The organism is Nocardia uniformis NBRC 13702 (assembly GCF_001613345.1).
GTDB classification, from domain to species: domain Bacteria; phylum Actinomycetota; class Actinomycetes; order Mycobacteriales; family Mycobacteriaceae; genus Nocardia; species Nocardia uniformis.
This window is the reverse complement of sequence record NZ_BDCE01000047.1, coordinates 1-24,744: the sequence shown is the minus strand read 5'-3', so window position 1 is coordinate 24,744 and position 24,744 is coordinate 1. Positions and strand designations below refer to the sequence as shown.

Annotated in this window: 20 protein-coding genes and 1 tRNA gene; 11 read left to right on the top strand and 10 right to left on the bottom strand. The window is 64.5% G+C overall.

The features are described 5' to 3' along the window. Window positions 1-294: 294 nt before the first annotated feature. The 3 genes from NU1_RS15955 to NU1_RS15945 all read left to right on the top strand — a co-directional run bounded on the left by NU1_RS15955 (window position 295) and on the right by NU1_RS15945 (window position 6,495). On the top strand, window positions 295-3,771 hold the full coding sequence (locus NU1_RS15955) for an indolepyruvate ferredoxin oxidoreductase family protein (protein ID WP_067522192.1): 3,477 nt from the start codon (window positions 295-297) through the stop codon (window positions 3,769-3,771). 128 nt (window positions 3,772-3,899) lie between these two features. Beyond that, window positions 3,900-4,970, top strand: a complete 1,071-nt coding sequence (locus NU1_RS15950) for a Glu/Leu/Phe/Val dehydrogenase dimerization domain-containing protein (protein ID WP_157552378.1) — start codon at window positions 3,900-3,902, stop codon at window positions 4,968-4,970. A gap of 34 nt (window positions 4,971-5,004) precedes the next feature. Continuing rightward, window positions 5,005-6,495, top strand: a complete 1,491-nt coding sequence (locus tag NU1_RS15945) for an APC family permease (protein WP_067522189.1) — start codon at window positions 5,005-5,007, stop codon at window positions 6,493-6,495. 80 nt (window positions 6,496-6,575) lie between these two features. Here NU1_RS15945 and NU1_RS15940 read toward each other — a convergent pair whose 3' ends face one another. After that, a complete protein-coding gene (locus NU1_RS15940; protein ID WP_067522187.1) occupies window positions 6,576-7,577 on the bottom strand; it encodes an alpha/beta hydrolase in 1,002 nt (333 codons plus the stop codon). A gap of 90 nt (window positions 7,578-7,667) precedes the next feature. After that, the gene (locus tag NU1_RS15935) at window positions 7,668-8,369 is read right to left on the bottom strand and encodes a hypothetical protein (protein ID WP_067522185.1); all 702 of its coding nucleotides are present in this window, start codon (window positions 8,367-8,369) and stop codon (window positions 7,668-7,670) included. Window positions 8,370-8,556: 187 nt separating this feature from the next. On the opposite strand from NU1_RS15935, the gene NU1_RS15930 reads away from it, so the two are divergent. Both NU1_RS15930 and NU1_RS15925 read left to right on the top strand, forming a co-directional pair. After that, window positions 8,557-10,092, top strand: a complete 1,536-nt coding sequence (locus NU1_RS15930; protein ID WP_067522183.1) for a glycoside hydrolase family 5 protein — start codon at window positions 8,557-8,559, stop codon at window positions 10,090-10,092. Between the two features lie 119 nt (window positions 10,093-10,211). Continuing rightward, window positions 10,212-10,601 (top strand): hypothetical protein, encoded by a 390-nt coding sequence (locus NU1_RS15925; protein ID WP_067522181.1) that lies wholly within the window; start codon window positions 10,212-10,214, stop codon window positions 10,599-10,601. Between the two features lie 78 nt (window positions 10,602-10,679). On the opposite strand, the gene NU1_RS15920 is transcribed toward NU1_RS15925, so the two are convergent. Next, window positions 10,680-11,894, bottom strand: coding sequence for a L,D-transpeptidase (locus NU1_RS15920; RefSeq protein ID WP_067522179.1), 1,215 nt, complete (start codon window positions 11,892-11,894; stop codon window positions 10,680-10,682). A 331-nt stretch (window positions 11,895-12,225) separates the two neighbouring features. Here NU1_RS15920 and NU1_RS15915 point away from each other — a divergent pair. Next, window positions 12,226-12,298, top strand: a tRNA-Lys gene (locus NU1_RS15915). A gap of 123 nt (window positions 12,299-12,421) precedes the next feature. On the opposite strand, the gene NU1_RS15910 is transcribed toward NU1_RS15915, so the two are convergent. From NU1_RS15910 to NU1_RS15905, 3 genes are all read right to left on the bottom strand, one after another. Then, window positions 12,422-13,543, bottom strand: a complete 1,122-nt coding sequence (locus tag NU1_RS15910; RefSeq protein WP_157552370.1) for a tyrosine-type recombinase/integrase — start codon at window positions 13,541-13,543, stop codon at window positions 12,422-12,424. A gap of 255 nt (window positions 13,544-13,798) precedes the next feature. Then, window positions 13,799-14,029, bottom strand: a complete 231-nt coding sequence (locus NU1_RS40350) for a helix-turn-helix transcriptional regulator (protein WP_084521474.1) — start codon at window positions 14,027-14,029, stop codon at window positions 13,799-13,801. A gap of 247 nt (window positions 14,030-14,276) precedes the next feature. Then, window positions 14,277-14,510 (bottom strand): helix-turn-helix domain-containing protein, encoded by a 234-nt coding sequence (locus NU1_RS15905; RefSeq protein WP_067522175.1) that lies wholly within the window; start codon window positions 14,508-14,510, stop codon window positions 14,277-14,279. Window positions 14,511-14,800: 290 nt separating this feature from the next. On the opposite strand from NU1_RS15905, the gene NU1_RS15900 reads away from it, so the two are divergent. Both NU1_RS15900 and NU1_RS15895 read left to right on the top strand, forming a co-directional pair. Then, complete coding sequence (locus NU1_RS15900) at window positions 14,801-15,469, top strand: helix-turn-helix domain-containing protein (RefSeq protein ID WP_067522173.1); 669 nt, start codon at window positions 14,801-14,803, stop codon at window positions 15,467-15,469. Beyond that, entirely contained in the window at window positions 15,466-15,864 is a 399-nt protein-coding gene (locus tag NU1_RS15895) for a hypothetical protein (RefSeq protein ID WP_067522171.1), read from the top strand. Before NU1_RS15900 ends, NU1_RS15895 begins: the two co-directional genes overlap by 4 nt. Before the next feature lie 26 nt (window positions 15,865-15,890). Here NU1_RS15895 and NU1_RS15890 read toward each other — a convergent pair whose 3' ends face one another. Genes NU1_RS15890 through NU1_RS15880 form a run of 3 tightly spaced genes read right to left on the bottom strand, consistent with a single transcriptional unit; the run spans window position 15,891 to window position 18,927 of the window. Beyond that, window positions 15,891-17,261, bottom strand: coding sequence for a cytochrome P450 (locus tag NU1_RS15890; protein WP_067522169.1), 1,371 nt, complete (start codon window positions 17,259-17,261; stop codon window positions 15,891-15,893). After that, window positions 17,258-18,418 carry a DUF6545 domain-containing protein gene (locus tag NU1_RS15885; protein ID WP_157552368.1) on the bottom strand — a complete coding sequence of 387 codons (1,161 nt, stop codon included), beginning with the start codon at window positions 18,416-18,418 and terminating at the stop codon, window positions 17,258-17,260. Before NU1_RS15885 ends, NU1_RS15890 begins: the two co-directional genes overlap by 4 nt. Beyond that, on the bottom strand, window positions 18,415-18,927 hold the full coding sequence (locus NU1_RS15880) for a hypothetical protein (protein WP_067522165.1): 513 nt from the start codon (window positions 18,925-18,927) through the stop codon (window positions 18,415-18,417). The genes NU1_RS15885 and NU1_RS15880 overlap by 4 nt, the downstream gene beginning before the upstream one ends. Window positions 18,928-19,308: 381 nt before the next feature. On the opposite strand from NU1_RS15880, the gene NU1_RS15875 reads away from it, so the two are divergent. Next, complete coding sequence (locus NU1_RS15875) at window positions 19,309-20,247, top strand: phosphotransferase (protein WP_157552366.1); 939 nt, start codon at window positions 19,309-19,311, stop codon at window positions 20,245-20,247. An 808-nt stretch (window positions 20,248-21,055) separates the two neighbouring features. Here the strand turns inward: NU1_RS15875 and NU1_RS15870 are convergent. Next, complete coding sequence (locus tag NU1_RS15870) at window positions 21,056-21,754, bottom strand: hypothetical protein (RefSeq protein ID WP_067522164.1); 699 nt, start codon at window positions 21,752-21,754, stop codon at window positions 21,056-21,058. Window positions 21,755-22,253: 499 nt separating this feature from the next. On the opposite strand from NU1_RS15870, the gene NU1_RS15865 reads away from it, so the two are divergent. Both NU1_RS15865 and NU1_RS15860 read left to right on the top strand, forming a co-directional pair. Then, window positions 22,254-23,915 carry a cutinase family protein gene (locus NU1_RS15865; protein WP_084521471.1) on the top strand — a complete coding sequence of 554 codons (1,662 nt, stop codon included), beginning with the start codon at window positions 22,254-22,256 and terminating at the stop codon, window positions 23,913-23,915. 68 nt (window positions 23,916-23,983) lie between these two features. Next, window positions 23,984-24,744 (top strand): hypothetical protein (locus NU1_RS15860; protein ID WP_157552364.1); only part of this gene is annotated, 761 nt, incomplete at its 3' end.

Here is a 24,744-nt window from a genome sequence, read left to right as displayed (position 1 = left end):
AGCCGCCTCCGCGTCCCGACGTCTCCAGGCCAGCTCACCCGAACGCGGTATCGCGCGTTATCGCACACTATTCGGAGAACAGTTCACACCCCCTGATGTGACCCGGATCTCCGTAGCTCGAGCAAAATGATGTACGCACCACAGTGCTCTAGATCACTTTTGAGCAGTCTGATTAGTTTTCAGCCCGACTGTTGACACCATCACCCCTTCACGGCAAGTTTCGCTGCACCGATTGCTTTACGTACCTTCGTTCGCGGCTCACGATCTGAGCTGTGGGAAGTGTGGTGACTGTTCATGACCAGCGTTGCCTGCCCGTCCTCACTACCGCAGGTTGAGACGACCGCGCCGTACGACCTCGCCGACCGCTATCGCTCCGGTGCGGGTCCAGTCCTCCTCACCGGCGTGCAGGCTATCGCCCGCTTACTGGTCGAGCAGCACGTGCGCGATATTCGCGCCGGACGCCGGGTCGCGACCTTCGTATCCGGTTACCAGGGCAGCCCGCTCGGCGGGGTGGACAAAATGCTGCTCGGCATGCCGAATGTGCTCGCCGAACACGACATCGCCTTCGTTCCCGGCTTCAATGAGGAACTCGCCGCCACCTCGGTATGGGGCAGCCAGGCCGATCTGCCCGCCGGCCGGGCGACCCACGACGGTGTCGTCGGCGTCTGGTACGGCAAGGGTCCCGGTGTGGATCGCGCGACCGACGCCATTCGGCACGCCAATATGTACGGGGTCAATCCGCGCGGCGGGGTGCTGCTGCTGGTCGGCGACGATCCGGCCTCGAAGTCGTCGACCGTGCCCGCCGTGAGCGAGCGTTCGCTGGCCGCCATGGGGGTGCCGGTGCTATTCCCGCGCAATGCCGCGGAGATCATCACCATGGGGATGCAGGGTGTCGCGCTCTCGCGCGCCTCGGGCTGCGTGGTGGCCATGAAGATTGTCGCCGATGTCGCCGACGGAGCATGGACCGTCGACGGCTCCGTCGTCGACTTCCCGATTACGGTGCCCGAAGTGCAGTGGGACGGAAAGCCTTTCGTCTACCGGCAGCGGCCGATGGCCGCCCCGACCGATAGCGTCCTCGCCGAGGCGGATCTGTACGGTCCGCGCTGGGACATCGTCCGCGCCTACGGTGCGGCAAACGAACTCGATGTCATCGAGGTGAATCCGGCCGACGCGAAGGTCGGCATCGCCGCCACCGGCACCACCTTCGACGCGGTCCGCCAAGCCCTCCTCGACCTCGGCGTCGACGAACCGGCCATGCACCGCGCCGGGATTCGACTGCTGCGGATCGGTATGCCGTACCCCGTTGGGGCACAGCAGGTTACCGAGTTCGCACAGGGTCTCGAACAGGTCATCGTGGTGGAGGACAAGACCGCGTTCATCGAAACCCAGATTCGCGAGATCCTCTACGGCACCACCGATGCGCCACGGATCGTCGGCAAACTGGACGGGCGCGGCGCGCCGCTCATGCCCGCCGACGGCGAACTGACCGCCGGTCGACTACTCGGGCCGCTACGCCGGGTGCTACGAGACCGCGTCGAGCTGAAAAAGGCCGCACCGCCACCACTTTCACTGGAGGTGCTCTCCGCCAAGCGGACGCCCTACTTCTGTAGCGGATGCCCGCACAATCGCTCGACGGCGCTGCCCGAGGGATCGATCGGTGGCGGCGGTATCGGCTGCCACACCCTGGTGACCATGTCCGGTCGCAGCGACAGCGCGGTGACCGGCCTGACCCAGATGGGCGGTGAGGGCAGTCAGTGGATCGGCCAGGCACCGTTCACCGATGTACCGCACCTGTTCCAGAACATTGGCGACGGAACGTTCTTCCACTCCGGCCAGCTGGCGGTGCAGGCCTGCGTCGCGGCCGGAGTGAATATCACCTACAAGCTGCTCTGGAACGAAGTCGTCGCCATGACCGGCGCGCAGGATGTGGAGGGCGGTCTCACCGTCGCGGGGTTGACCCACAAACTGTCCACCGAGGGTGTCAAGCAGATCATCATCTGTGCCGATGAACCCAAGCGGCACAAGAAGCGGGCCCTCGCGAAGGGCACCCTGCTGTGGCATCGCGACCGGCTCGATGAGGCGCAGCAGGTTTTGCGCGAGATCAAGGGCGTCACGGTGCTGATCTACGACCAGCACTGCGCGGCAGATGCCCGGCGGCAGCGCAAGCGCGGCACGCTGCCCACCCGCAATACCCGAGTGGTGATCAACCAGGCCGTCTGCGAGGGCTGCGGCGATTGCGGCACCAAGTCCAATTGTCTTTCCGTACAACCGGTCGAGACCGAATTCGGCCGAAAGACCCGCATCGATCAGACCTCCTGCAATACCGATTACAGCTGCCTCGACGGCGACTGCCCCTCCTTCGTCACAGTGGAACTGACACCGGATAAGAAGGGCCGCAAGGACTCCAAGCCCAAGACCGCGGAGCCGCCGGTGGTGGCCGATCCGGGTCTCGGCGCACCGGCGGGCACCCAGAATGTGCTCATCGCCGGCATCGGCGGCACCGGCATCGTCACGGTCAATCAGGTACTGGCCACCGCGGCGCTGCGAGCGGGATACGAGGTGGAGAGCCTCGACCAGATCGGTTTGAGCCAGAAGGCCGGACCCGTGCTGTCCCATCTGCGGTTCTCGACCACCGAACTCGAGCCGTCCAACCGGCTCACCCCGGGTAGCGCCTCCTGCATTCTGGCCATCGACCTGCTGACCGCCACCGACCCCAAGAACCTCCGGTACGGCACCCCGGCCGCCACCGTCGCGATCGCCTCGACGAGCCAGACGCCGACCGGCGATATGGTGTACGACAAGTCGGTTCCGTATCCGGACACCGGATCGCTACTGGATCGCCTTGCGTCCGTGTCGACTTCGCTGAACCACTTCGACGCACTGGACGCGGCCGAGAAGCTGTTCGGCAATACCGCCGCGGCGAACTTCCTGATGGTCGGCGCGGCCTTCCAGAGCGGCGGACTGCGCCTGCCCGCGGCGTCGATCGAAGAGGCCATCGGTATCAATGGGGTCGCGGTCGCCGCCAATATCGCCGCCTTCCGCTGGGGACGTGTCGCGATCGCCGACCCGGTCGCCTTCGCGGCTGCCGTCGAACCCGCACAGCCGCACCGTGTTCCGGCCGTACCCGAAGAACTTTTGGCCGACACCACTTTCGACGGCGAGGTTCGGCGGTTGGTGGAGTTGCGCGCCGCCGAACTGATCGAGTACCAGAACGCGAAAGTCGCACGGCGGTACATCGATACGGTGCAGTTCGTATGGGCGGCGGAGCGGACCGTCACCGAACGGACCGACTTCAGCGCGGCGGTCGCACGCGGGCTGCACAAGTTCACCGCCTACAAGGACGAGTACGAGGTCGCGCGCCTGCTGGTGGATCCGGCATTCCTGGCCGAGGTACGGTCGCAGGTTCCCGGCGGGGAGAAGCTCACCTACAAACTGCACCCACCGGTGCTGCGCGCACTCGGCCGTAAAAAGAAGATCGGCCTCGGCCCGAAATCGCACGTGGCACTGAAGGTTCTCGCCAAGGGCAAGCTGCTGCGCGGCACCAAGCTCGACCCGTTCGGCTACGCCCACGTCCGAAAGGTGGAGCGGGAGTTGCTGTCCCACTACACCGAGATGGTGCGGCGGTTCGCGGTCGGTCTGAGCGCCGACGACTACGAGACAGCGCTCGAGGCCGCCGGACTGCCGGATCTGGTTCGCGGCTACGAGGACGTCAAGCTCGGCAATGTCGAGCTGTACTGGGCCGGTCTCCGCGATCTCGGCATCGAGCACTGACCGGATACCACCGGAAAATCCCACATAATCGTCCGCCACAAGCGACGAAATACCGCCGCCACCCGTGCGGCGACTCAACGCTGCCGTAATCCGGTGGCATCGCAGGAAAGGAAGCAATCGTGACCGCAATGCACACCGAGGCCGGAGTTTTCGGCCGCTCGCACGAACTGAGCGCCCGAGCCCACGAGCAGGTGGTGTTCTGTGAGGACGACAAGACCGGCCTGAAGGCCATTATCGCGATTCACTCGACCACGCTCGGTCCCGCACTCGGCGGCACCCGCTTCTACCCGTACGCGGATGAGTCCGCCGCGCTCCAGGACGTCCTGCGGCTCTCGTGGGGAATGACCTACAAGGCCGCGGCGGCCGGGGTCGACCTCGGCGGCGGCAAGGCCGTCATCATCGGCGATCCGGCGGTCACCAAGACCGAGGCGCTGCTGGCCGCCTACGCCCGGTTCGTCGATACGCTCGGCGGGCGCTACATCACGGCGGGCGATGTCGGCACCAATACCGACGACCTCGACATTATCGGTCGGCACACCCCGTACGTGACCGGTCGCAGCACCGCGGCGGGCGGCTCCGGTGACAGTGCTCGGCTGACCGCGCTCGGCGTCTTCCACTCCATGCGCGCCGGTGCCGAATCGGTCTGGGGCACCGCCTCACTGGCGAATCGCACGGTGGGCGTCGAGGGTGTCGGCAAGGTCGGCCGCGAACTCATCGCACTGCTGCTGGCCGACGGCGCGGACGTATGCATCACCGATGTGAACGAGGCCGCGTTGCAGCGGATTTCGCAGGAGCACCCGGCCGTACGACTACTGAGCACGGTGGCCACCGCACCGGTGGACGTCTACGCGCCCTGCGCACTGGGCGGCACCCTCACCGCCTCGAGCGCCGAAGCCATCGAGGCGAAACTCATTTGCGGCGCGGCCAATAACCAGCTCGCGAATCCCGCTGTGGAGCAAGCGCTCAACGAGCGCGGCATTACCTGGGTACCCGATTTCGTCGCCAATGCGGGCGGCCTCATTCAGGTGGAGGGCGAGCTGCGCGCCGCCGCCACGGCCGACATCGAATCCGATGTGACACAGATTTTCGACCGGTGCCGCGACATCATCGCCGCCGCCAAGGCCGAAGGAATCGGGACCGGCGCGGCCGCGAACCGGTTCGCCGAGCGTCGACTCGACGCCATCCCGCGATCGATCTGACGCGGCGCTAGAAGTTTCAAAGAGGAGACCACCAGTGGCGATAACCAGCGGATTGTTCCGCACCAAATCAGTTGAACAGTCGATCCGGGATACCGATGACCCGGATTCCAAGCTACGCAAGGATCTGACCGCGCGAGACCTCACCATCTTCGGTGTCGCGGTGGTCATCGGCGCGGGCATCTTCACCCTCACCGCCCGGACGGCGGGCTCGGTGGCCGGGCCGTCAGTCTCGCTGGCCTTCGTCTTCGCCGCGATCGCGTGCGGCCTGACGGCGCTGTGCTACGCCGAATTCGCCTCGACCGTTCCGGTGGCGGGCAGCGCGTACACCTACGCCTACGCCACCTTCGGTGAGATTGTCGCCTGGATTATCGGCTGGGATCTGATTCTGGAATTCGCCCTGGCGGTCTCGGTGGTGGCCAAGGGGTGGTCGCAGTACCTAGGCGAGCTGCTCGGCACCAATGCGACGGTCATCGAACTGGGTCCGCTCACCTTCGATTGGGGTGCGGTGGCGATCATCGCGGTCGTCGGAACACTGCTGGCCACCGGCACCAAACTCTCGTCTCGGGTATCGGCCATCGCGGTCGCCATCAAGCTGGGCGTCATCGCCCTGGTGCTGGTCGTGGGTGCCACCTACTTCAAGCCGTCGAATCTGACGCCTTACATCCCGCCGTCGCAGCCGTCCGAGCACGCCGAAGGGGTTCGCCAGTCGCTGTTCGCGTGGCTCACCGGTTCCGGTGGCACCGCCTTCGGCTGGTTCGGACTGCTGTCCGCCGCCAGCCTGGTGTTCTTCGCCTTCGTCGGATTCGATGTCGTCGCCACCACCGCCGAGGAGACCCGCAATCCGCAGCGCGACGTCCCGCGCGGGCTGTTCGGCTCGCTGGCCATCGTGACAGTGCTCTATGTCTCGGTCTCGCTGGTGCTCACCGGAATGGTGTCCTACACCCAGCTCGCCGACGGAAATGCCACCCTTGCAACGGCTTTCGCCATACACGGCGATACCTGGGTGAAGAACATCATCTCCATCGGCGCGATCGCGGGCCTGTCCACCGTCGTCATGGTCATGTACCTGGGCCAGACCAGAGTCCTGTTCGCCATGGCCCGGGACGGCCTGCTCCCCCGCAGCCTCGCGCATACCGGCTCCAATGGCACCCCGGTCCGCCTGACCGTGATCGTCGGCGTCGTCTGCGCCCTGCTGGCCGGTTTCGTGGACTTCGGCACGCTCGAGGAAATGGTCAATATCGGCACCCTGGTCGCCTTCGTCCTGGTGTCCGTCGGCGTCCTCATCCTCCGCCGGACCCGCCCGGATCTGCCCCGCGGTTTCCGAGTCCCGTTCGTCCCCCTGATCCCCATCCTCGGTGCGGTGGCCTGCCTGTGGCTCATGCTCAATCTCTCCATCGAGACCTGGCTGCGCTTCGTCATCTGGATGGCGATCGGCACCGCCGTCTACTTCGCCTATGGCCGTAGACATTCGGTACTGCGACAGCAGCACAAGTCCGACGATCAGACCATAACGCCGGTCCGCTAGCGGTCCGACGCGAAGGTGCGAACCATCTCCAATGAGGGGAAGATGGTTCGCACCTTCGCGTTTCGGAACTCAGGTCGGGGTCATTCCCGCACGGCGGCTTCGATAACCGGCCATGAACGGTGCAGTGCGTCTTCCCAGTAGCGCCAGGAATGCGTTCCAGTGGAACGGAATTCGACGGTCGCCGGGATATCGAGCTGCTGCAGTCGGTCCGACAGGCGCTGGGTGCACTGGTTGGTGGCCGCCTCGATCACGCCGCCGATAATGATCTGATTGGCCAGGGTCAGCGGTTGGCCCGCGACCGCGGGATTCGCGAGGGTTTCACCATAGCCAGGTAGGCCGCTGGACGAAGAAATGTAGAGAGCCTTTCCGCGGAGACCCTCGGCATTTCGGACGACATCATGGCGTTGCCAGGCGGGATCGCTGTCATCGCCCCACATATTCGTGGGATCGGCGTCCGCGCGAGCCAGGACCAGTTTGACGTATTCGCGGCCGAGCTGGTCGGTGGTGGAGGCGCAACCGCTGTAGGCCGCGACCGCGCGGTAGCGGTCGGGGGCGGCAATGGCCAGGTTGAGGGCCGCGGAGGCCGACATGGATACGCCCGCGATGGCATTGATGCCCGACGTGCCCAGCGCCGTGTCGATAATGGGTGGGAGTTCGGCGGTCAGGAAGGTGGCCCACCGGTGGCGGCCGATTTCCGGATCGTCATTGCGCCAATCGGTGTAGTAGGAGAAGGCTCCACCGATCGGGGTGACGACATTGATGTTCTTATCGGCGAAGAATTGCACGATATCGGTTTGGCGGTACCAGTTGGCGATATCCTCACCGCCGCCCGCACCATTGAGCAGGTAGAGCGTCGGCCGTGGCTCGCTGGTATCGAACGGGGTAATCACCTGAAGCGCGATCACCCGGTCCATAGCGGCCGAGTACACGTGCAGTATCTGTTGCCGTTGCCCGGCCCGGTCGATATATACGAGCTGCGATTCGGCGGGTTGCGCGGCTGCTTTTCCGCATCCGCCGAACAGTGCCAGCGACAGTGCGAGGCAGGAAATTGTCAGCAGGGCCGATAGTTTTCGATTGATCAACAGTTCGATCCTCTGGGATATCGCCGACAGCTACGAGGGCCAGCGCCCGACCGGATTTCCGGTGAGGCGCTGGCCGTATCGGTCATTCGGTCAGCTGCCGAGGTACTTCCGCAGCACATCGGCCAGCACATCGCTGAACGAACCGGTGGAGCTGAGCTGCCCCTCGGAGGAGCCGAGCCCGTTATCGCCCAGGCTGCCGAGCACCGTCTCACCGGGATTGGCACCACGCGCGGTGAAACAGGCCGTCAGATTCGGCATTTCATTGCTGACGCCGACGGTTCCGGCAACGCCGACGCCCCCGGTGGTGACCTGCTGACCGGCGCGCAGATTATCCGGCACCGGATAGGTGATGTTCAGTGTCACCGGGTTACCGGAGTTGACGAACCAACCGGTGCTGGTGACCTTCCAGCCACCCGCGTTCGGAGTAGCGGTCACCGCCTCGGTGCGCTGTCCGGCGCCCGCGTGGTAGGCGGTGACCGTCGTCTTGATCGGCGCACCGAATCCGGTGGGCGGGAAATCGGTAATGGTGTTCACATACGGATTGCCGATACCCGTGGTGCCGACCACGATCTTGTAGGTCACCGCGGTTCCCACACCGATAGAATCGCTGCTGGCGATCTTTTCGTAGGTGTGGGTGATACCGACCGTGCTGATATCTTTCTTCGTCTGGTAACTCCGCACCGAACATGCCTCGTCGGCAGCGGCGGTGCCCGCGCTGAAGCCGACACTCAATCCCGCAGAAACCAATGCGGTCGACGCCACCAGGGCAGTCATCCGAAGAGTTCGGAACATATTTTCTCCTCGACGTATCCCGTTGTTCCGGGACCGAACATTGCCTACCGAGTCCTGCGGAAACTCGGGGGTGAGGGCCCACCCGGGCTCCAAGTAAACAGCCGTAACTGGTCGCCTGTCCAGAGATTCGGGAAACTTTCTGAAACACGTTATAGTCAGTTTTTTCGCCGGACCCGGACGGATAGATATGACCTGCCGACGATCGCGGTGGCGACGCACACTGACCGGTCTCGTGGCCATTGTCGCGGCGGTAGCGACGTCGACCGCGCATGCCACACCCACGGACCCCGCCGACCGCCAGGTCGACCATCCACTGCGCGCGCTCAGCGGGCCGGACGCCCGCATCGTCGACGACCGTGGGCGAACGGCAATCCTGCGCGGCATCAATGTGAATGGGCTCGGCGAGTACTACCGGGAGTGGCCCGACCTCCCCGCCACCGAAACGCTCACCGAGGACGACTTCGCCGGCATCGCGGCGCTGGGCGCCAATGTCGTGCGGCTCATCATCAGCTGGTCGTCGCTCGAACCCACTCGCGGTGTCATCGACGAGGCCTACCTCGATCGCATCGAGCAGGCCGTCACCTGGGCCCGCGCGCACGATATCTACGTACTCCTCGATATGCATCAGGACGCGTGGGGACCGGCCGTGCACACTCCGGACGACATCACCTGCCCGCCGCTCACCGAGCCCGCGGTCGGCTGGGATGGCGCACCGGCCTGGGCCACCGCCCTCGTCGGTACCGCCGCGACATGCCGGATCGGCAAACGCGAACTCTCGGTGGCCGTCCAAACCTCGTTCCAGAACTTCTATCTCGACATCGATGGCATCCAGACCGAACTGGTGCGGACCTGGGCGGCCGTCGCGGCCCGCTTCGCCGACGATCCGACGGTTGTCGGCTATGACCTGCTCAATGAACCCAATCCGGGTCTACTCCCCGGCATCAATGACTACCTGCTGCTCGGCGACTACTACCGGCGCGCGATTCGCGCGATTCGCGACGCGGAACAGACCACTCCGGGTGGCTTCGGGCACATTGTCTTCTTCGAACCGTCCGTGATCACCGGCCCACTGCCGCTACCCGGGCCGCAGCCGCTGTTCGCGGGCGATTCGGGTTCGGCGGAGGACGACAATATGGTCTACGCCCCGCATCAGTACAACGAATCGATCAGCCCGCTACCCGGTTCGCTCGCACAGGGTTTCGCCGATACGGCCACAGCCGCCGACCACTACGGGACGACCTTCTTCAATGGCGAGTGGGGCTTCTGGGATAGCGATCCGGCCATGGCGGCGGAGAAGGCCCGACGCTTCGCCGCGCTGGAGGATGCCCATCTGGTCGGCGGGACCTATTGGCAGTGGCGGCAGGCCTGCGGCGATCCGCACAATATCGGCACCCGCGGCACTCGCCCCGACTGCGCCGCGCAGGACACCGGGATCGGCGACGATCCGGCCACCACGGCTGTCCTCGACCGTTCCTATCCGCGAGCCAGTCCGGGTCGGCTGACCGCCATCGACTCCGAGATCGCGACGGGTGCCCTGTCCGTCACCGGTACGGCCGATCGGGCGGACGCGACCGCGGAGCTGTGGATTCCGGCCCGGTGCGCTGATCCGAGGGTTACCGGGCGCAATATCGCCGATGCCCACCGCCGTGCGGTCCCGGGCGGTTGGCGGATCGCGGTCGACACCGTCGCGGCCGGTGACTATCGGATTCGGGTCGACTGCTGAGTGGTTGAAATGACATTGCTTCGAATTCGTGGCGCAGCCCACTCGATCTTCGTAGACTTCATCGGAACGCGGGGGAATGTCGGGGCCCTCGACCGAGCTCTATCAGAAAGACCTCACTTGTGAAGCGTTGCGCCGTAACCACTTTCCTGGCCACCGCGGCCATCCTGACCGCGGCGCCAGCCACCGCCTCGGCCGTTCCGCTGGAGCCGATGGCCCCGGCCACGGAGGTCGCCGACGATCCGATGGAGTCCGAGGTGACCGGTTCGGCATCGGAGTCGGCACAAACCGGTTCCGCACTCGGCCTCGGCACCACCGGGTCCACCGGCACCGGCTCGTTCGGCCTGCCGAATCTCGACAAGCTCCTGCTCGGGCCGTTCGACACCCTGTGCGCGGTCACCGGCAGCGCGATGACACCGCTGGGCAAGGTCGGACTCGGCTGCGACGGCATCAAGGACAACAAGCCGCCGGCCACCGTCGGCAGCATTCCGAGCACCATCGCTCTGATCTGATCGCATCGACCCGGCGCATAAGAGCAGAAGAAGGGCTCCAGCTCGGTAGCTGGAGCCCTTCTCGTCGTCGGTAACCGGTCAGCGGTTGTCGTCCGCGTTGCCCGCCTTCCAGACATGCCACGGAACGTTCCAGTCACCCAGGCCATCCACGCCCGAGAGCGTGCCGCCCACCGTGTTCTTGATGATGGTGATGTCACCGCGCTTGGCGTTCTCGAACACCCAGCGCGCGTTATCCGGGCTCAGGTTCAAGCAGCCGTGGCTGGTGTTGTACGAACCCTGCGCGCCCACCGACCACGGGGCCGAGTGGAAGAAGATGCCGGAGTACGAGATTCGCGTCGCCCAGTCGACCGGGGTCTTGTAGCCGTCGGGCGAGTTCACCGCGACACCGTAGGTCGAGGAGTCCATCACCATCTTCGCGTGCTTGTCGGCCACGATGTAGACGCCGTTGTCGGTGGGCGTGCCGTTCTTGCCCATCGAGGTCGGCATGGTGCGAATCACCTCGCCGTTCTTCTCGGCCACCACCTGATGGGTGTTGTCATCGGCGGTGAAGACCATCGCATCACCGATGGTGAACGACGAGTTGATATTGGCATCGCCGACCAGGCCGTTGCCGAGATCCTTGCCGTAGGTGTTGACAGCGATTTCGACCTTGGTGCCCGATACCCAGAAATGCTCCGGCCGCCACCGCACTTCGCGATTGTTCACCCAGTAGAAGGCACCCTCGACCGCGGGCGTGGTCGTGATTTTGATCGCGTCCTGGGCGGCCTTGCGGTCCGGGATGTTCTCGTCGAACTGGATGGCCACCGGCTGACCGATACCGACCACTTCGTTCTCACCCGGGATCAGGTACGGGTGCGTGCGGTTGTTCGGCGAGATGGTGGTGAAGCTCATGGCGGTCGTGCTCTTACCGCCGAGACCCATGGCCTCCACGCTCACCGTGTAGGTGCGACCGAATCCCAACGGCTCGGTCAGCGTCCATGACCGGCTGTCCGGAGCCAGCTCGCCCGACACCACGCGGCCTTCCGGATTGACCAGGCTCACATTGGTGAGCTGGCCGTCCTCGACCTTCAGCACCAAGGGATCACCGGGCGATACGCCCTTCTGACCATCCTTGATGGGTGCGACGAGCTTCGGCTTGATGAGCTCGCTGATTGGATTGGAATCTATTGCCACCGAGGAGGAATCGCTCGACGATCCGGACGAGCAAGCCCCCAACGCCAGCACTAACGCCGACAGCACAGCCACGGATCCCAGCAGGTTCCTCGACCGCCGTCGGCTCTGACCTTCGCTCATTACTTCTCAACCCCACTTCAACGTCTCGGTGCGCGTCCGGGCCCGCTGCCGCCGCCCCGATTACGCCTGCTCGACCCACCACGCCTGCGGGGAACGGTCGAGACACCATCATTCTGCCAGGTCGAACAGCCCTGACCGACGAACGCGACCGCCCTCCGCAGGGCTCCATCGATTCATCGCTACGTGGATCGATCCGTTAACACCAATGATCACTTTGATCCATACGGGCAAAACACCAGGTAGACATGGCGATTTCACTTTTGCGGGGCTGGCCTGTTAATGTTTCTTCCGCACCGAGGAGCTCCGGCAGAGCCGGAACGGACCGGGACATGCGCCATTAGCTCAATTGGCAGAGCAGCTGACTCTTAATCAGCGGGTTCGGGGTTCAAGTCCCTGATGGCGCACTCAGGAAATGCCCCTGACCAGCGGAAATAACTCCGCAAGGTCGGGGGCATTTTCCGTTTGCTGGGCCAAAAGGTCCATCATGGGTCCAGCATGAACGCAAAACAACAGGTCGCAACGGGTAGCTACGCGCTCTTCCGCTTCAGCGCGTCCCTGTTATCCACCTCACGATCACGCGCCGCGTAGTGCTTGTTCGCCACGACTTCCGAGTTGCCGAGCTGAGCGGCTGCGGCACCGATGCCAGCCTCCTTGCGAACGTCGGTGCCGACACGGTGCCTGATCTGAGTCGGAGTGATGTCGGTGAAGCTCGTTCCTCGGACGTCGCGCCATGTCCCACGGAAGTTGCTCGGGTTCCACCCCTTGCCGCGCGGCGAGGGAATGATCAGGTTGTCGTCGGAGTCGATGCCGTAGGCGAGGAGTTTCCGGATGGCCTCTACCCCTTTATCGGACACAGCCAGGCGTCGTACACCCTTCGGGCCGGTCTTCGTACCCGCTTGCCAGCGCCACCCGACTCCCTTGCCCATATCTTCGAGCTTCCCGCGCACCCAGATTCCGGGCACGTCGGCCTCCAACTCGGCATCCTGCTTCCGGAAGCCCAACAGCTCACCCGGACGGACGCCGGTGTCCATGAAGAGCTGCACGATCCAGTAGATCCGTTCGTCACGCTTCGGACCCGAACTCCACCCGGGCGTGCCTGGAATGTCCTTGCCAGCACACCAGTCGCGGACTTGAGCCATGAATGCATCGAACACCTCGTGTTCGATCGCCTTGGGCTCGTCGGTGTTGCGGTCGGGCTTCAAGGTGCCGTCCATCGGGTTGTGGTCGATCACGCTGTGGCGACGGGCCACGTTGAACATGCCCGACAGGATCGCCCAGTGCCGTGCCGCCTTCGAGGTGTGCCCGGCCTCCATCAGCTTGACCATGTACTCGTTCATGCGGGCGGTATCCGCTTCCCGGATGGTGAGTTTGCCGATGGTCGGCTTGATCTTGATTGCGTCCGATCGGTATCGCTTGTCCTCGGAGACATTGAGCTCGGTTTCGTACAGATCGAGGCTGCTCTTGGCGAGCTTGCCCCGTAGCCTTTCCTCCGCCAGCCAAATATCGGCGAGCTTGGATAGTCGAGTGGTCGGTTTGACGGTGGCGCTGCCGCGCTTCGTGCCCATCCAGTCGGATGCGGCCTTGCGTACGAGCCTCTCGGCCTCGCGTTCGGTCTTAGCCTTCCGTTTGGGCTTGTAGTAATTACCCAAGGTATTACGGCACCACAGACGAGCTTGGTAACTCCCATCGGCCAACTGTGTGATCTGGAGTCGGCCGGTTGCTCCCGGTTCCAGAGAGGGATTCGACAAAGATGGTCCTATCTATGTTGGCCGAACGGCCGATTCGACAATATCAGTTCGAGTGGGTCCATGATCAATAGATTCCGGTGACGCCGATCACGTCCAAATAGATGTCGACCCCCACAAGTCCGGCAGACGTGAGAGGGTCGATTTATCCAGATGAAATTACGCAGCATCCTCCTCATCGGCATAGTTTTCATCCAGCCATGCGTCCAGGTCCGCCAATCGATACCGAGCATGTTTTCCGACCTTCAAATACCGTGGCCCGACCCTCTCGGTTGCCCACCGTGCAAGCGTCTTACCAGGCACCTGTAGGTAATTGGCAGCCTGCTCTCGCGTCAGTAGGCCATTGATATTCACTAGCCGAACCACCCCCTCGTTGTCCGGCGTTACCATTTACTGGCCTGGAATTGGTTGGCCTGAGCGGTCCAACAATCAGCCGGTTCGGCTTCGATCTCCGACTGGGATGTTTCGTCTCTCACTGCTGCTGCATAGTGTTGCATCTACTGTTTCCTGGATTCGTGGCCGAATGAAATTTGTTCGGACCGGGATCATGTTTGTTCGACTGGACGATGGATTGAAATGGAACGAACCGCGAAGCTCGTTGCTCAACCTCCACGCGACAGGGAACGTTATGCGCGGATCACGCGGCCTGGTGCTGAATAGCTATGGCGATTTGCCGCCGGAGCATTCCTTGTTTGAGGAGTTCTTGTTCCCACTCGACGATGTGGCTGAGGGGGTAGCGGCGGCATCGTCCGGCCTTGATGAAATTAGGGCCGGTGCCGGTGTAGGCCCATTTGTCGAGCGTGCAGACCTTGACCTTGAGGCGATCCGCCAGCTCCTGGCTGGTCAGCCACTCTTCGTCGATACGTTGCATGACGTCTTCCTTGTGCGTTGCGCATATTTCTGGTTGATCGAGCAGGACAATTGCAGCCCGGGGAGGGTCGTCGCATAGCAACCAAGAGCAAGCCCGCCACGTCTTCATGAGGTGGTCGTCACCTGCGGGTGTAACGGTTTGGTAGCTACAGCCGCCGACTGTACCTAGTTACGCGCTAATTTTCAACAGTTACTATGCTTAGTATCGTTAGTAACACTCGTTAGTTGCTGAGGAAGACAGCGGGTATATAGTGTTGGCAAGTGAGGAGGGCTCTACTTAGAGTTGAGGCGATGACTACACAGCACCCTGAGTACTTAGGTCAGGTGACGCATGCGCGTCGCGAAGAGCTGAAGCTGTCCAAGCAGGCAGTTCACGCGTCTGTCGGGCTGAACCCGCTTACGCTCAGCAAGATCGAAAATGGCCAGGCCGGACAGATCCGCAAGGACACTCTGTCCAGGCTGGACAGAGCTATGCAATGGAAAGAGGGATCTGCCGAGGCCGCATTTGTATGGCGTCGGCCTCCGGTGGAGGCAAGCAAGTCCCCGGCCACAGCACCGAGTGTGCTGTATATCCCGTTTCCGCCTGAGCTGATCCAGAGCACTGTCAAGTTGGCTGAGACGGTCGCCGATGCAGTCGGCGGTGACGAGCGGTTGGCCGGGATCGTGTCCAACATGGACACCGTTGCGGATCGAATTCTGCGGGCGTGGACGATCGCCGATATCGAGCGGCAGAAGTTCGAGGGCACGCTGAGTTCGGCGACGATCGAGATGTTGCTTGGTCATTACATGCGCAGGACTCCCCAGGCACCCACGGTCCAGGATGCGGACGAGTTGCTGTATCTGCGCTGGCTGTTGGGTCGACTCCCGGAGTCGGTGCCCGCTGACCAGGAAGAACGATTCGTGCAGCGGTGGGCGCGTGTACAGCAGATGTTCTCCGTGCCGGGCAGGATCACCGAATGAGGAACCGTATGCCGTTGGCCGAGAAGATCGAGCGCATGATCGCGTTCGCGCACCGCTGGGACGAACCGGCGCTCGATGACACACAGATCGCCGCCGAACTCACCCGCCGACTCGGCCGCCCGGTCGAGCCCGCGGACATCGCGGGCCTGCGCGATGGGTCGGTGACCCTGATTCCTCGCGATGTGGCTGCCGAACTGTGCGCGCTGTGCGGGGTCACAGATAAGGGCTACCTGCTGCCCGAGGGCGATGAGGATGTCGATATCGACCTGCGCCTACAGCTGTGGACGCTGGCACGTGATCGCGGGGTTCAGCACGTCGCGGCACGCGCGATGACCCGGGACAAACTGAGGGAGCTGATCGCCGACCTGCGCGCGCTCCCTGTCCGCACCCGGTAAATCAGCCCCTTACCAGCCAAGGGTCCTCACCCGATGCGTCGGAAGGTGACTTCGAGGTTGGACGGCCGCAACGTCAGATTCTCCTCGACATCGAGCTCGCCTGTGCTGTCGAGCTCGTAGTCGCGCACCAGCGAGGCGATGATCAGCTTGGCCTCGTGCAGTGCGAACGCCTGACCGATGCACGAGCGTGGGCCGGTACCGAATGGCCGGAACTGCCACGGCTTGGGCCGGAACCCGTCGGTGAGCCATCGGTCCGGCCGGAACTCCTCGGCGTCAGGCCCCCACACTGCGGGGTCGCGCTGGACCGCCAGCAGCAGTATGAACACCCATTCTCCGGCTGCGATGGGGTAGCCGCCGAGCGTGGTGTCTTCTCGGGCCGCACGGAAAAATCCTGGCGCGGTGGGCCATAGTCGCAGAGTTTCGGAGATGACCGCATCGGTGATCTCGAGTTTGGCGACATCCTCGTAGGCGATCCGCCCATCGGTGCTCACGGCGGCGGCCTCAGCGCGTACCCGCGCGGCCAGCTCCGGATTTCGAGCCAGGAAGTGTGTAGCGAACGCGAGCAGATTGCCCGTGGTCTCGTGGCCGGCGACGAACAGTGTAAGCACCTGATCCACTAGATCGTCGTCCGGCAGCGCCGGCCCGTCCGCCGGATGCATCATCCGGTCCAGCAGATCCGGGTACCGCTGTCCGGTGCGCCGCCGGGTTTCGATCACTTCGAACACCGTCGACTTCATGATTTCGATGTCCGCGGCGTGCTGGCGGGCCCGCTTGCCGCCGACCAGCTTGCCCACCACTGGAATCGCGGACTCCTGCGCGTAGGCGAACACTCTGGTCAGCGCGGCGGCGAACGCAGCCCGGTCCGTCGCTTCGGTGTCGAACGCCCCGACGCTGTATCCGAATCCGGCCCGGCCGATCACCTCGAGGGCGGTATCTCCCATCATGGCGGTGGTGTCGGTGACGGTCCGGACGTCCCCGAGCCACTGCGAGGTCAGTTCGACCACGTTCAGCATCGTGTCGTGGTAGTCCGCCATCGCTGCGGGCACGAACCCCTGAATCAGGACCTCGTGCCCGCGCTTCCACTCCTCTGAATCGTTGGCAGCGGTGAACAGGCCATTTCTGCCGATGGGGACCAACTTCTCGTACGGCCTCGCGAAATGACGTTGCCAGGTCTTCTCGTCGATGACCTCGCGCATCAGCTCCGCCGAACCCGCGAACGTCAGATGCACCCCGCCGAGAAACGTCCGGCGGTACAGCGGCCCCAACTGCGAAAACTGCCACAAAGTCTTCTGATTCGGGCGTTTGCGGTCCATGCCCAATACATCTCCCAACACCGGAACCCGGTTCGGGGGATGAGGAATACTCTGTGTCACAGCGGTTTTCGTCGGTGTCGTCATGCGGCGGCTACCTTTCGGAAGGTCGAATCGGCTTCTTCGGTCACCTGAGCTGGATCGAAACGGCTGCGAGTCCACTCACGGGCGATTTCCAGCACAAACCCCTCATCTCCTATCCACGGGGGTGCGGCTGCGGCGTGGTCGCCTCGCTCGGTGACGGCAGGTGTGAGCGCCGCGCGTAAGGCGCGGCACACCTGCGGCGGGGTGGGGGACGGATCGAGATCGGTCAGATGCGGTGCGGCGGAGATCATCGTGTCCTCGATCTCCACTCGCATCCGATGCTCGGTGACCTGCGGCAACGTGGTCCGGGCTCGGACATTCAGGCGCATCTCCGGGCGAGCGGCCATCATGTCCTCCCACATCGGCCCGAGCACCCGAATGTTGCGCGACGCAGAGTCTCTGCGCATCCGAATAGCCAGCGAGGTGACGACGGACGGCACCGCCAGCAGCATCAACAACGCCACCGGCACTAGTAAAAGCAGATCATTGCCGCCAGCACGGGCAGTCAGCTGATCCATATCGAAGGTGATCAGCCACCCCGAGACGATCCGGGTCCAGGCGTCGAACTGGGACATCGTGATGACGACCGTGACCAGCGCACCGAACACCGCGCGAGTCCAGCTCTGCTGCCAATGCCACACCAGGCCCAGCGCTGTGATGAGTACCAGCATCTCGGCCAGCGCGGTCGGCAGCGAGTAGACCGTCAGGTAGACCCCTGGCCGCCAGCCCGGCAATTCCTCGATCGCCACGTTCGCTGCCCGCGCTGGGGCGGAAATCCACGCCAGAGCACCGACCAGGACCGCTACACCCACCCAGATCAGCGCTACGACGCGGCCCCGTACCGGCCGACGCGCACGCCACAGCAAACCGATCCACAAAATCGCGCCCGCACCGACCAGCGCCGCCGCGTGAGTGGCCAGCCGCACATCGGCCAGCACTACCCACCGGGTCAGCACCTGCTGCACCGCGCGGTCGCGAAGCAGAGCGGTGAACCACAGGGACGCGACAAGCAGCGCGACAGCCCAATCCAGGCGGACCCGTTGAACCAGCACGCTCGTCCGGAGAACCAACACGAACCCGATCCACGCCAGCAGAGCCGCAACCAGCTGTTCATTGAGGGCCGAGGTAGCCTCGGCCACGAGCATCGGACTGGGGCTCATCGCCACATGAGTTCGATCAGCGACGCCGCCCGGTGTCCTGCACCGTGGAGATCGTCGGGTCGGCCTCGACTCAGGCCCGCCAAGTGCGTGCCTAGCCATTCGGCTTCCTGCTCCGCAATGGAGTCGAAATGGCGGCGGTGCATGATTTCACGCACTCGTCGCACGTCCAGCCCTTCAGCCAGCAGCGAATCAGTCACTTCGAAGTGGTCGTCCCCGCGATGCTCGAGAAGAACGTGACCCATCTCATGCATGATCTCCTGGCGCTGCCCGCGAATCGAGCGCGCCGGGTCGTATTTCACCACGAGTTCCTGCTCTGTGACCCACAGCGCACCGCATCGCGACGCCGAGGGCACATGCACCCGCCACGGGTCCAGCACGATCTGCTTGCCGAGCCGTCCGGACATATACGTCGTGAACTCACCCACAGTCCATGGCGGCGTCAGAGCAATCCCGTCCAGGATGGCCTGTAACCGGCTCTCATCCACCGCCGCCCTGACCTGCCTGTTCATACATGATCTCCAGTACTAAGTCAGTTTCCACATGCCGACGGTGCACGAGCTCCGCAGAGCAGCAATGTAGAACCGACCGGTTTCATTGATGTCGACTCCACCATACCTTGAGGATATAACCCCTGATTAAGGCCGTTTCAGTGCTAACGAGGCTTGCTCGATCGTGGGCCACATCACCCGCACGCACGCCAGCGGGCAGTCCGTCCGTCACTGAGGGCGCGCCACTTCAGCATCGCGTACACGTCTACGAGCGGCCACGCGGCCAGCTGCTGGCCGGGCTCGCCGCACTGTGATCGGAAACGTAGGGAACAGCGTCGGCGACAGGAGCGATCTGTTCATTATTGGTTTGCTGTGTGTAGGGCGGAGTCGCAGACTGTGCAGGTGATCGTCTTCGAGGGCGTTGCTCAACGTGATGAATGGCGGGAACTCCCGGAGTCGGTGCGGGAGGCAGTAGTCGACGGTCTGGGCGGGCCGGTGGTATCGGCGGTCAACCAGCGTGGTGGGTTCAGCCACGGGATGGCCGCTGTACTGGTGCTCGCCGACGGCAGTCGCGCATTCGCGAAGGCGATACGCGCCGATGACGCTCTCGCAGGGCCATATCACGCGGAAGCTGCTGCCGCGCAGGGGCTTTCGGAACTTGTGCCGACACCGGCGGTGTTGTTCACCGTGGAGCGTGACAGCTGGTTCGTTGTCGTGTTCGAGTTCGTCGCGGGCCGCCATCCCCAACTGGATCGGCCGGAGGATCTGCATGCGGTGCTGGGGCTGTTGGATCGGATGGCCGAGGCGCTGACGCCGAGCCCGCTGCCGGAAACTCCCTGGGTGGCCGAGGTGTACGGGCCACAGCTGCGGCGCTGGAGCGTGTTCGCCGAGCAGGGGGCACCGCAGGACCTCGACCCGTGGGCAATGCGGAATCTGGATCGGCTGGCGGCACTGGAGGAGCGATGGCTGGAGTGGGCGGACGGGGAGACGTTGCTGCACACCGACCTTCGCCCGGACAACCTGATGGTCACTGCCGACGGGTCGGCGATGGTGGTGGATTGGGCGTGGCCGTGTCGTGGGGCAGCGTGGATAGACCTGGCTTTTCTGGCCCCCGCTATCGCGGCGGCCGGGATCGACCCCGATCCGATCTTGGCCGAGCAGCCGGTGACACGGGACCTCGACCCGATGGCGCTGGATTCGTCTCTGTGTGCGCTGGCCGGGCATTGGGCCGCACAATCTCGCCTGCCGGTGCCGCCGCGCTCGCCGGGATTGCGGGCCTATCAGGCGCGGGCGGCACAGACGTCGCTGGCCTGGTTCAAGTCTCGGATCGACTGGTCATAGCAGCGAGTTCGCGCGCCCCGCGGGCCACGAACTTCCGGGCAGCGCCCCCTGCCGGGGAGGGCCCTTCCCGAGGGACGCGGGGCAACACGAGCGCCTGCACCCCTAGACAAGTAAGTCCGAAGTCCTAGTGATGCCGGGATGGACGGCCGCGTCAGACACCTGGTACCGCCCTGCCGCGCATGTGACCGCTACGAACTTCGCGGACCGGGCGGTAGATCTCGAAAGAGACTATTGGCGACTGCGGGATTTGTCAGCATCTTGACAACTTCGCGAGGGTCCTGGCCTTCTAGCTGGAAGGCCCGAAGTTGAGGAATGAGCTGCTCAAGGGGAACTCCATGTCGTTTGGCAGTCTTAGCGTGGGCCTCGAACTCGCTGGCGGAGAACCCCAGCTTTGGAGCCCAACGAGTGACCGTGCCACGCTCAGAATCGGTCAGCTCCCGGCCTAGCAGGCGGTCGAACAATCCCATGAAAAGACGATACGCCCGAGCCCACGAGAGTGGTTGGCAATCTGCGGGTCACCACTAAGGAGATCCAGCCTGATCTCCCTGGGCATGTCATCGAACCGCTGTGCGACAAACGATCTGGACGCGCTCCTGACCGCACCATACGTGCCGATCGCTACAAAACGTAGTGGGTCGGAAGTCCTTGGCGCGCAGCCGAAAAGGCCAAGGCTCCGTGCGATCCGGGACCGTTGACCTTCTCCCACATAGGGTTTCGCTCCCAACAACCGAAAAGCCGCCCGGGGCACTATGAGTCCAAAGACTCGTACTGCCCCGGGCGGCTTCGCTGGAGTGATGCGGACGTGAGGTCAGGCCAGAGGCGGCAGCTGGTCGGCGATGATTCCGCCGACCACAGCGCCCGCAGCGGCGGCGGAGACGCCGACGACCGCAGCACCGACAGCGGCACCGGCGAGTCCACCGGCCACGGAACCGACACTCAGACCGACCATGGCGGTCGCGAGCGGAACCGGCAGACCCATCACCGGTGCGGCGGGGCCACCGGCAGCGGTAATCGCGAAGCCGACCCCGGCGCCGACAGCAGCACCGGCCACCATGCCTGGGACCATACCGACGAGGTAGCCGCCGTAGAAGCCCACGATCGCGCCCGCAGTGCCGGCGACGGCACCGCCGATGAGTGCACCGGTCGCGATGCGCTTGGACCGTTCCGGGTCGAATCCGGCCTGCGCGCCGAGTTCTATGACCTGAGCATCAACCTGTTCAGTGGCGTGGTTGATCTGGTCGTAGGCCGGATCGGGCAGCCAGTCCGGGGCCGGGGCCCGGAGGTTGACGACGTGGAGGTCACGAGGTGCCGAAGTGACGTCTTGGGTGGCGGGAACTCGCAGGGCTGTGAGCGCGGAGACGACGGGTTCCGGGATGGCCTGGGTGAGATTCGGCAGCTCCGCGACGGTCGGCACCGGGGCGGCAGATGCGGTGCCTGCGGTCGCGACGACGGCGGCGAGGGGAGCCGCGATGATCGCGGCATAGAACGAGTTACGGGTGAGCGACATGGCTGATTTCGATTTCCTCATCTGAAAGGCATGGCCTGGAGCAGGCCGATGATTTGACGACTCGAATGATAGACACGCGCTCAAATTGGAAATAACTAGGGGTTTGCGAAAACATTATTTGCGAGGTCACATATATCCTTCACGGTGATCCGGTAGTCCACGCTCGCACATCCAGTGCTACCCAGGCGGGGAGCTCTACGCAATCCCAGGGAGCGATGGTTTGCGCCGGTCAACCCAGGAAAGCCGACCCTGTTGGGCTAATTTTGTTGGCCGCCGGGCCTGCGTCGGCGTATCGACGATCCGACATCGAATATGACCTAATTCACTCAATCCAGCTTGGTCGTAGTTGGTCGTAGTTGGTCCTAGTTTCTCTTGCCCGATATTTGCTATTAATTCGATTCAGCCTCAATAACTGCACATTGTGAGTTTGCTTCGGCCTCTTTACCGTTCGATCCGTGGCCGGAATTGGTCGCCGGATTGCAGTGAGGAGGAGTCGCCGATGAGGGAGCGATGGAGTCGAACCAGCTACCGCGTGTGCAGCAGTGCGGTAGCTGTCGCGTCGGTCGTGGCGTTCGGTAGTAGTGCCGCGGTGGCGTCAGCGGAGGAGGGGTTCGGGAATCTGACGGCGCAGGGATGCCCGGCGGTCTACGCGCTGGGGGTGCAGGGCACCGGGCAGTCCTCGCCGGATGCTCCGGTGTCGACCGATACCGGGATGTTGTCACAGGTGTTCGTGCCGTTCGCGGCCGACGCCGAGGCCGCGCAGGTGGATGTGGCTCGCGCCTACGTGCCCTACGACGCGTCGTTCGGCGGCTTGGACGGGAAGGCCAGTCCGGACACCGCGTCCTATGCGCGGTCGGTGCGGGGTGGGCTCGAGTCGCTGAACAAGATGGCGACCCAGATCGTGTCGGCGTGCCCTGGCACGCGGATCGCGGTCGCGGGATACAGCCAGGGCGCGCACGTAGTGAGCATGTGGGCCAAGCAGGTCGGTGCGGGCTCAGGAGCGATCGCGCCGTCACAGGTGGCGGCGGTCGCGTTGTTCGGAGATCCGGTGCGTGCGCCGGGGTCGCCGACGTTCCCGGGCCGCGCCGGCCAGCAAAGCCCCGACCCCGCTCCGGAAACCTCCGGAGCAGCGGTCCATGAGCTGAGTGAGGTGCCCCAAGCGCCGACCTCGGGCGGCGGGATCGGTCCCGACCGTGATCAAGCGGGAAATTTCGGCGCGTTGGACGGCCGGGTGATGAGCGTGTGCGCCTCCGGAGACTTGGCGTGCGACGCTCCTTCTCACGCGCCGATCCTCGAAGCGGTCGCCAATATCGCGGGTCAAGCCGACAGCGGCGGCGATCCCCTGCGGGCGCTGTGGAGCGTGACCCAGGCCCTGGCGTTCACGACGATCAAGACGGCGACCTCGGCGGTGAACGAGGACGTGGCCGGTGATTCGCTGGCGAACCTGTCGATCAATCCAGGGGTAAGCCTGTCGCAGCGGATCGCAGACGCCTCGGACCCCCGAACCGCACTGGCCCCCGGCGAGGTGGTGCAGGCCGTTCTGAAGATTGCCACGATCGGGTTCAATTCCGTTGCTGCCGTGGCGGAGACGCTGCTGACCCCGGACACGATCGCAGCTGTGGCGACGGCCGGTCTTGCCAATCCCGTTGCGGGACTTGCCGTTTTCGGTGTCAAGCTGCTGGGCGCGCTGCCGCAGTTGATGCCTCCACGAACGGCTATCGGGTTGGTGAAAAGTGCATTTCAGGTCGTGACCAGCAATATCAGCGACAACCGCGACTTGGTCGATACGGCGGTGTGGACGAAGTACTCCGATGCGATCACCAAGCACAACTCCTACGGGCAGAACCCGATCAGCTCCGACGGTCGATCAGCAACCCGCTATGTAGCGGACTGGTTCGCCGCCATCGCACGCGATGCCGCGAGCGCTCCCCCGCCCAGCACATCTGGAAAAGCCCAGCCCAGCCCACAGAGCCGCACCGCCACCACCACCACCACACCTCGGTCGAGCGTGGCGCCGACGAGCAGCGCCCGCCCTAGCGGCGGCGCGCAATACCCCTGGGATTCCTCGGGGAGGAGCGGACTCGAAAACCTGCCGATACCGGGCGGGGCGTCCACCACAGCGTCGCCGCCGCCGACGGCATCGGCGACGCGGACGCGATGAATTCGCACGCAATTGCCACCTCAATCCCCCTGGCATACCAGGGGTTTCGACACAAAGGATTCGAGAACGTGAAGACAACGATCAACACCCGCCGTCGCCGTGCGTGGCTGATGAGTGCGGCAGCGGTGCCGGTCACCGCCGCGATCCTGTGCGGTGCGGTGACACCGGCGGCTGCTGTGCCGAGCGGCCAAGCCGGGGTCACCACCACCGCCCCCGGCGCGGGGCAAGCCGGGGTGACCTCTCCCGCGCCAGTGCCGCCGGTGGATGAGGGTGTGCAGGGGCCGAGCCCGGCACAGCCCTACACGACCCGCGCCGAGCCGACCCCGCAGCGACCCGCTCCGGCGATTGATCCGTCGCAGTTGCACGCGCCAGAGCCGGTGGCTCCGGTGCTGCCGATCCGCCCGGCACCCGACACCGTGCGGATGGGTGACCTCGAGGCCGCCCGCCCGGAGTGGCTGCCGCAGGAGTTCGCCGACCAGATCAACTCTGGTGCGGCACTTGGTGAAGCGCGTATCGCTGAGGTCTGGAATTCGGTCGGCGTCCCTGCGAACCGCTCGGATCGCGTGGCGGCGGGAACGGTGGCCGGAGCAGTGATCGGCGCTGTCGCGGCAGCGGTTCCCGCTGCGGTCGTCGGTGGCGCGGCAGGGGTGGTCGTGGGCGCTGGCGTCGGCGCGGTCGTCGGCGGCGCTGTCGGGGTCGGTGGCGCGATCATCGCGGGCGGTGCGGCCGGTGTCGGCGCGGCGCTGGCCACCGGCGGTGTCGGCGCGATCCCGGCGGTCGCCGCGATCCCGATCGTGGCCGGAGGGACCATCGGCACGGCCATCGGCGC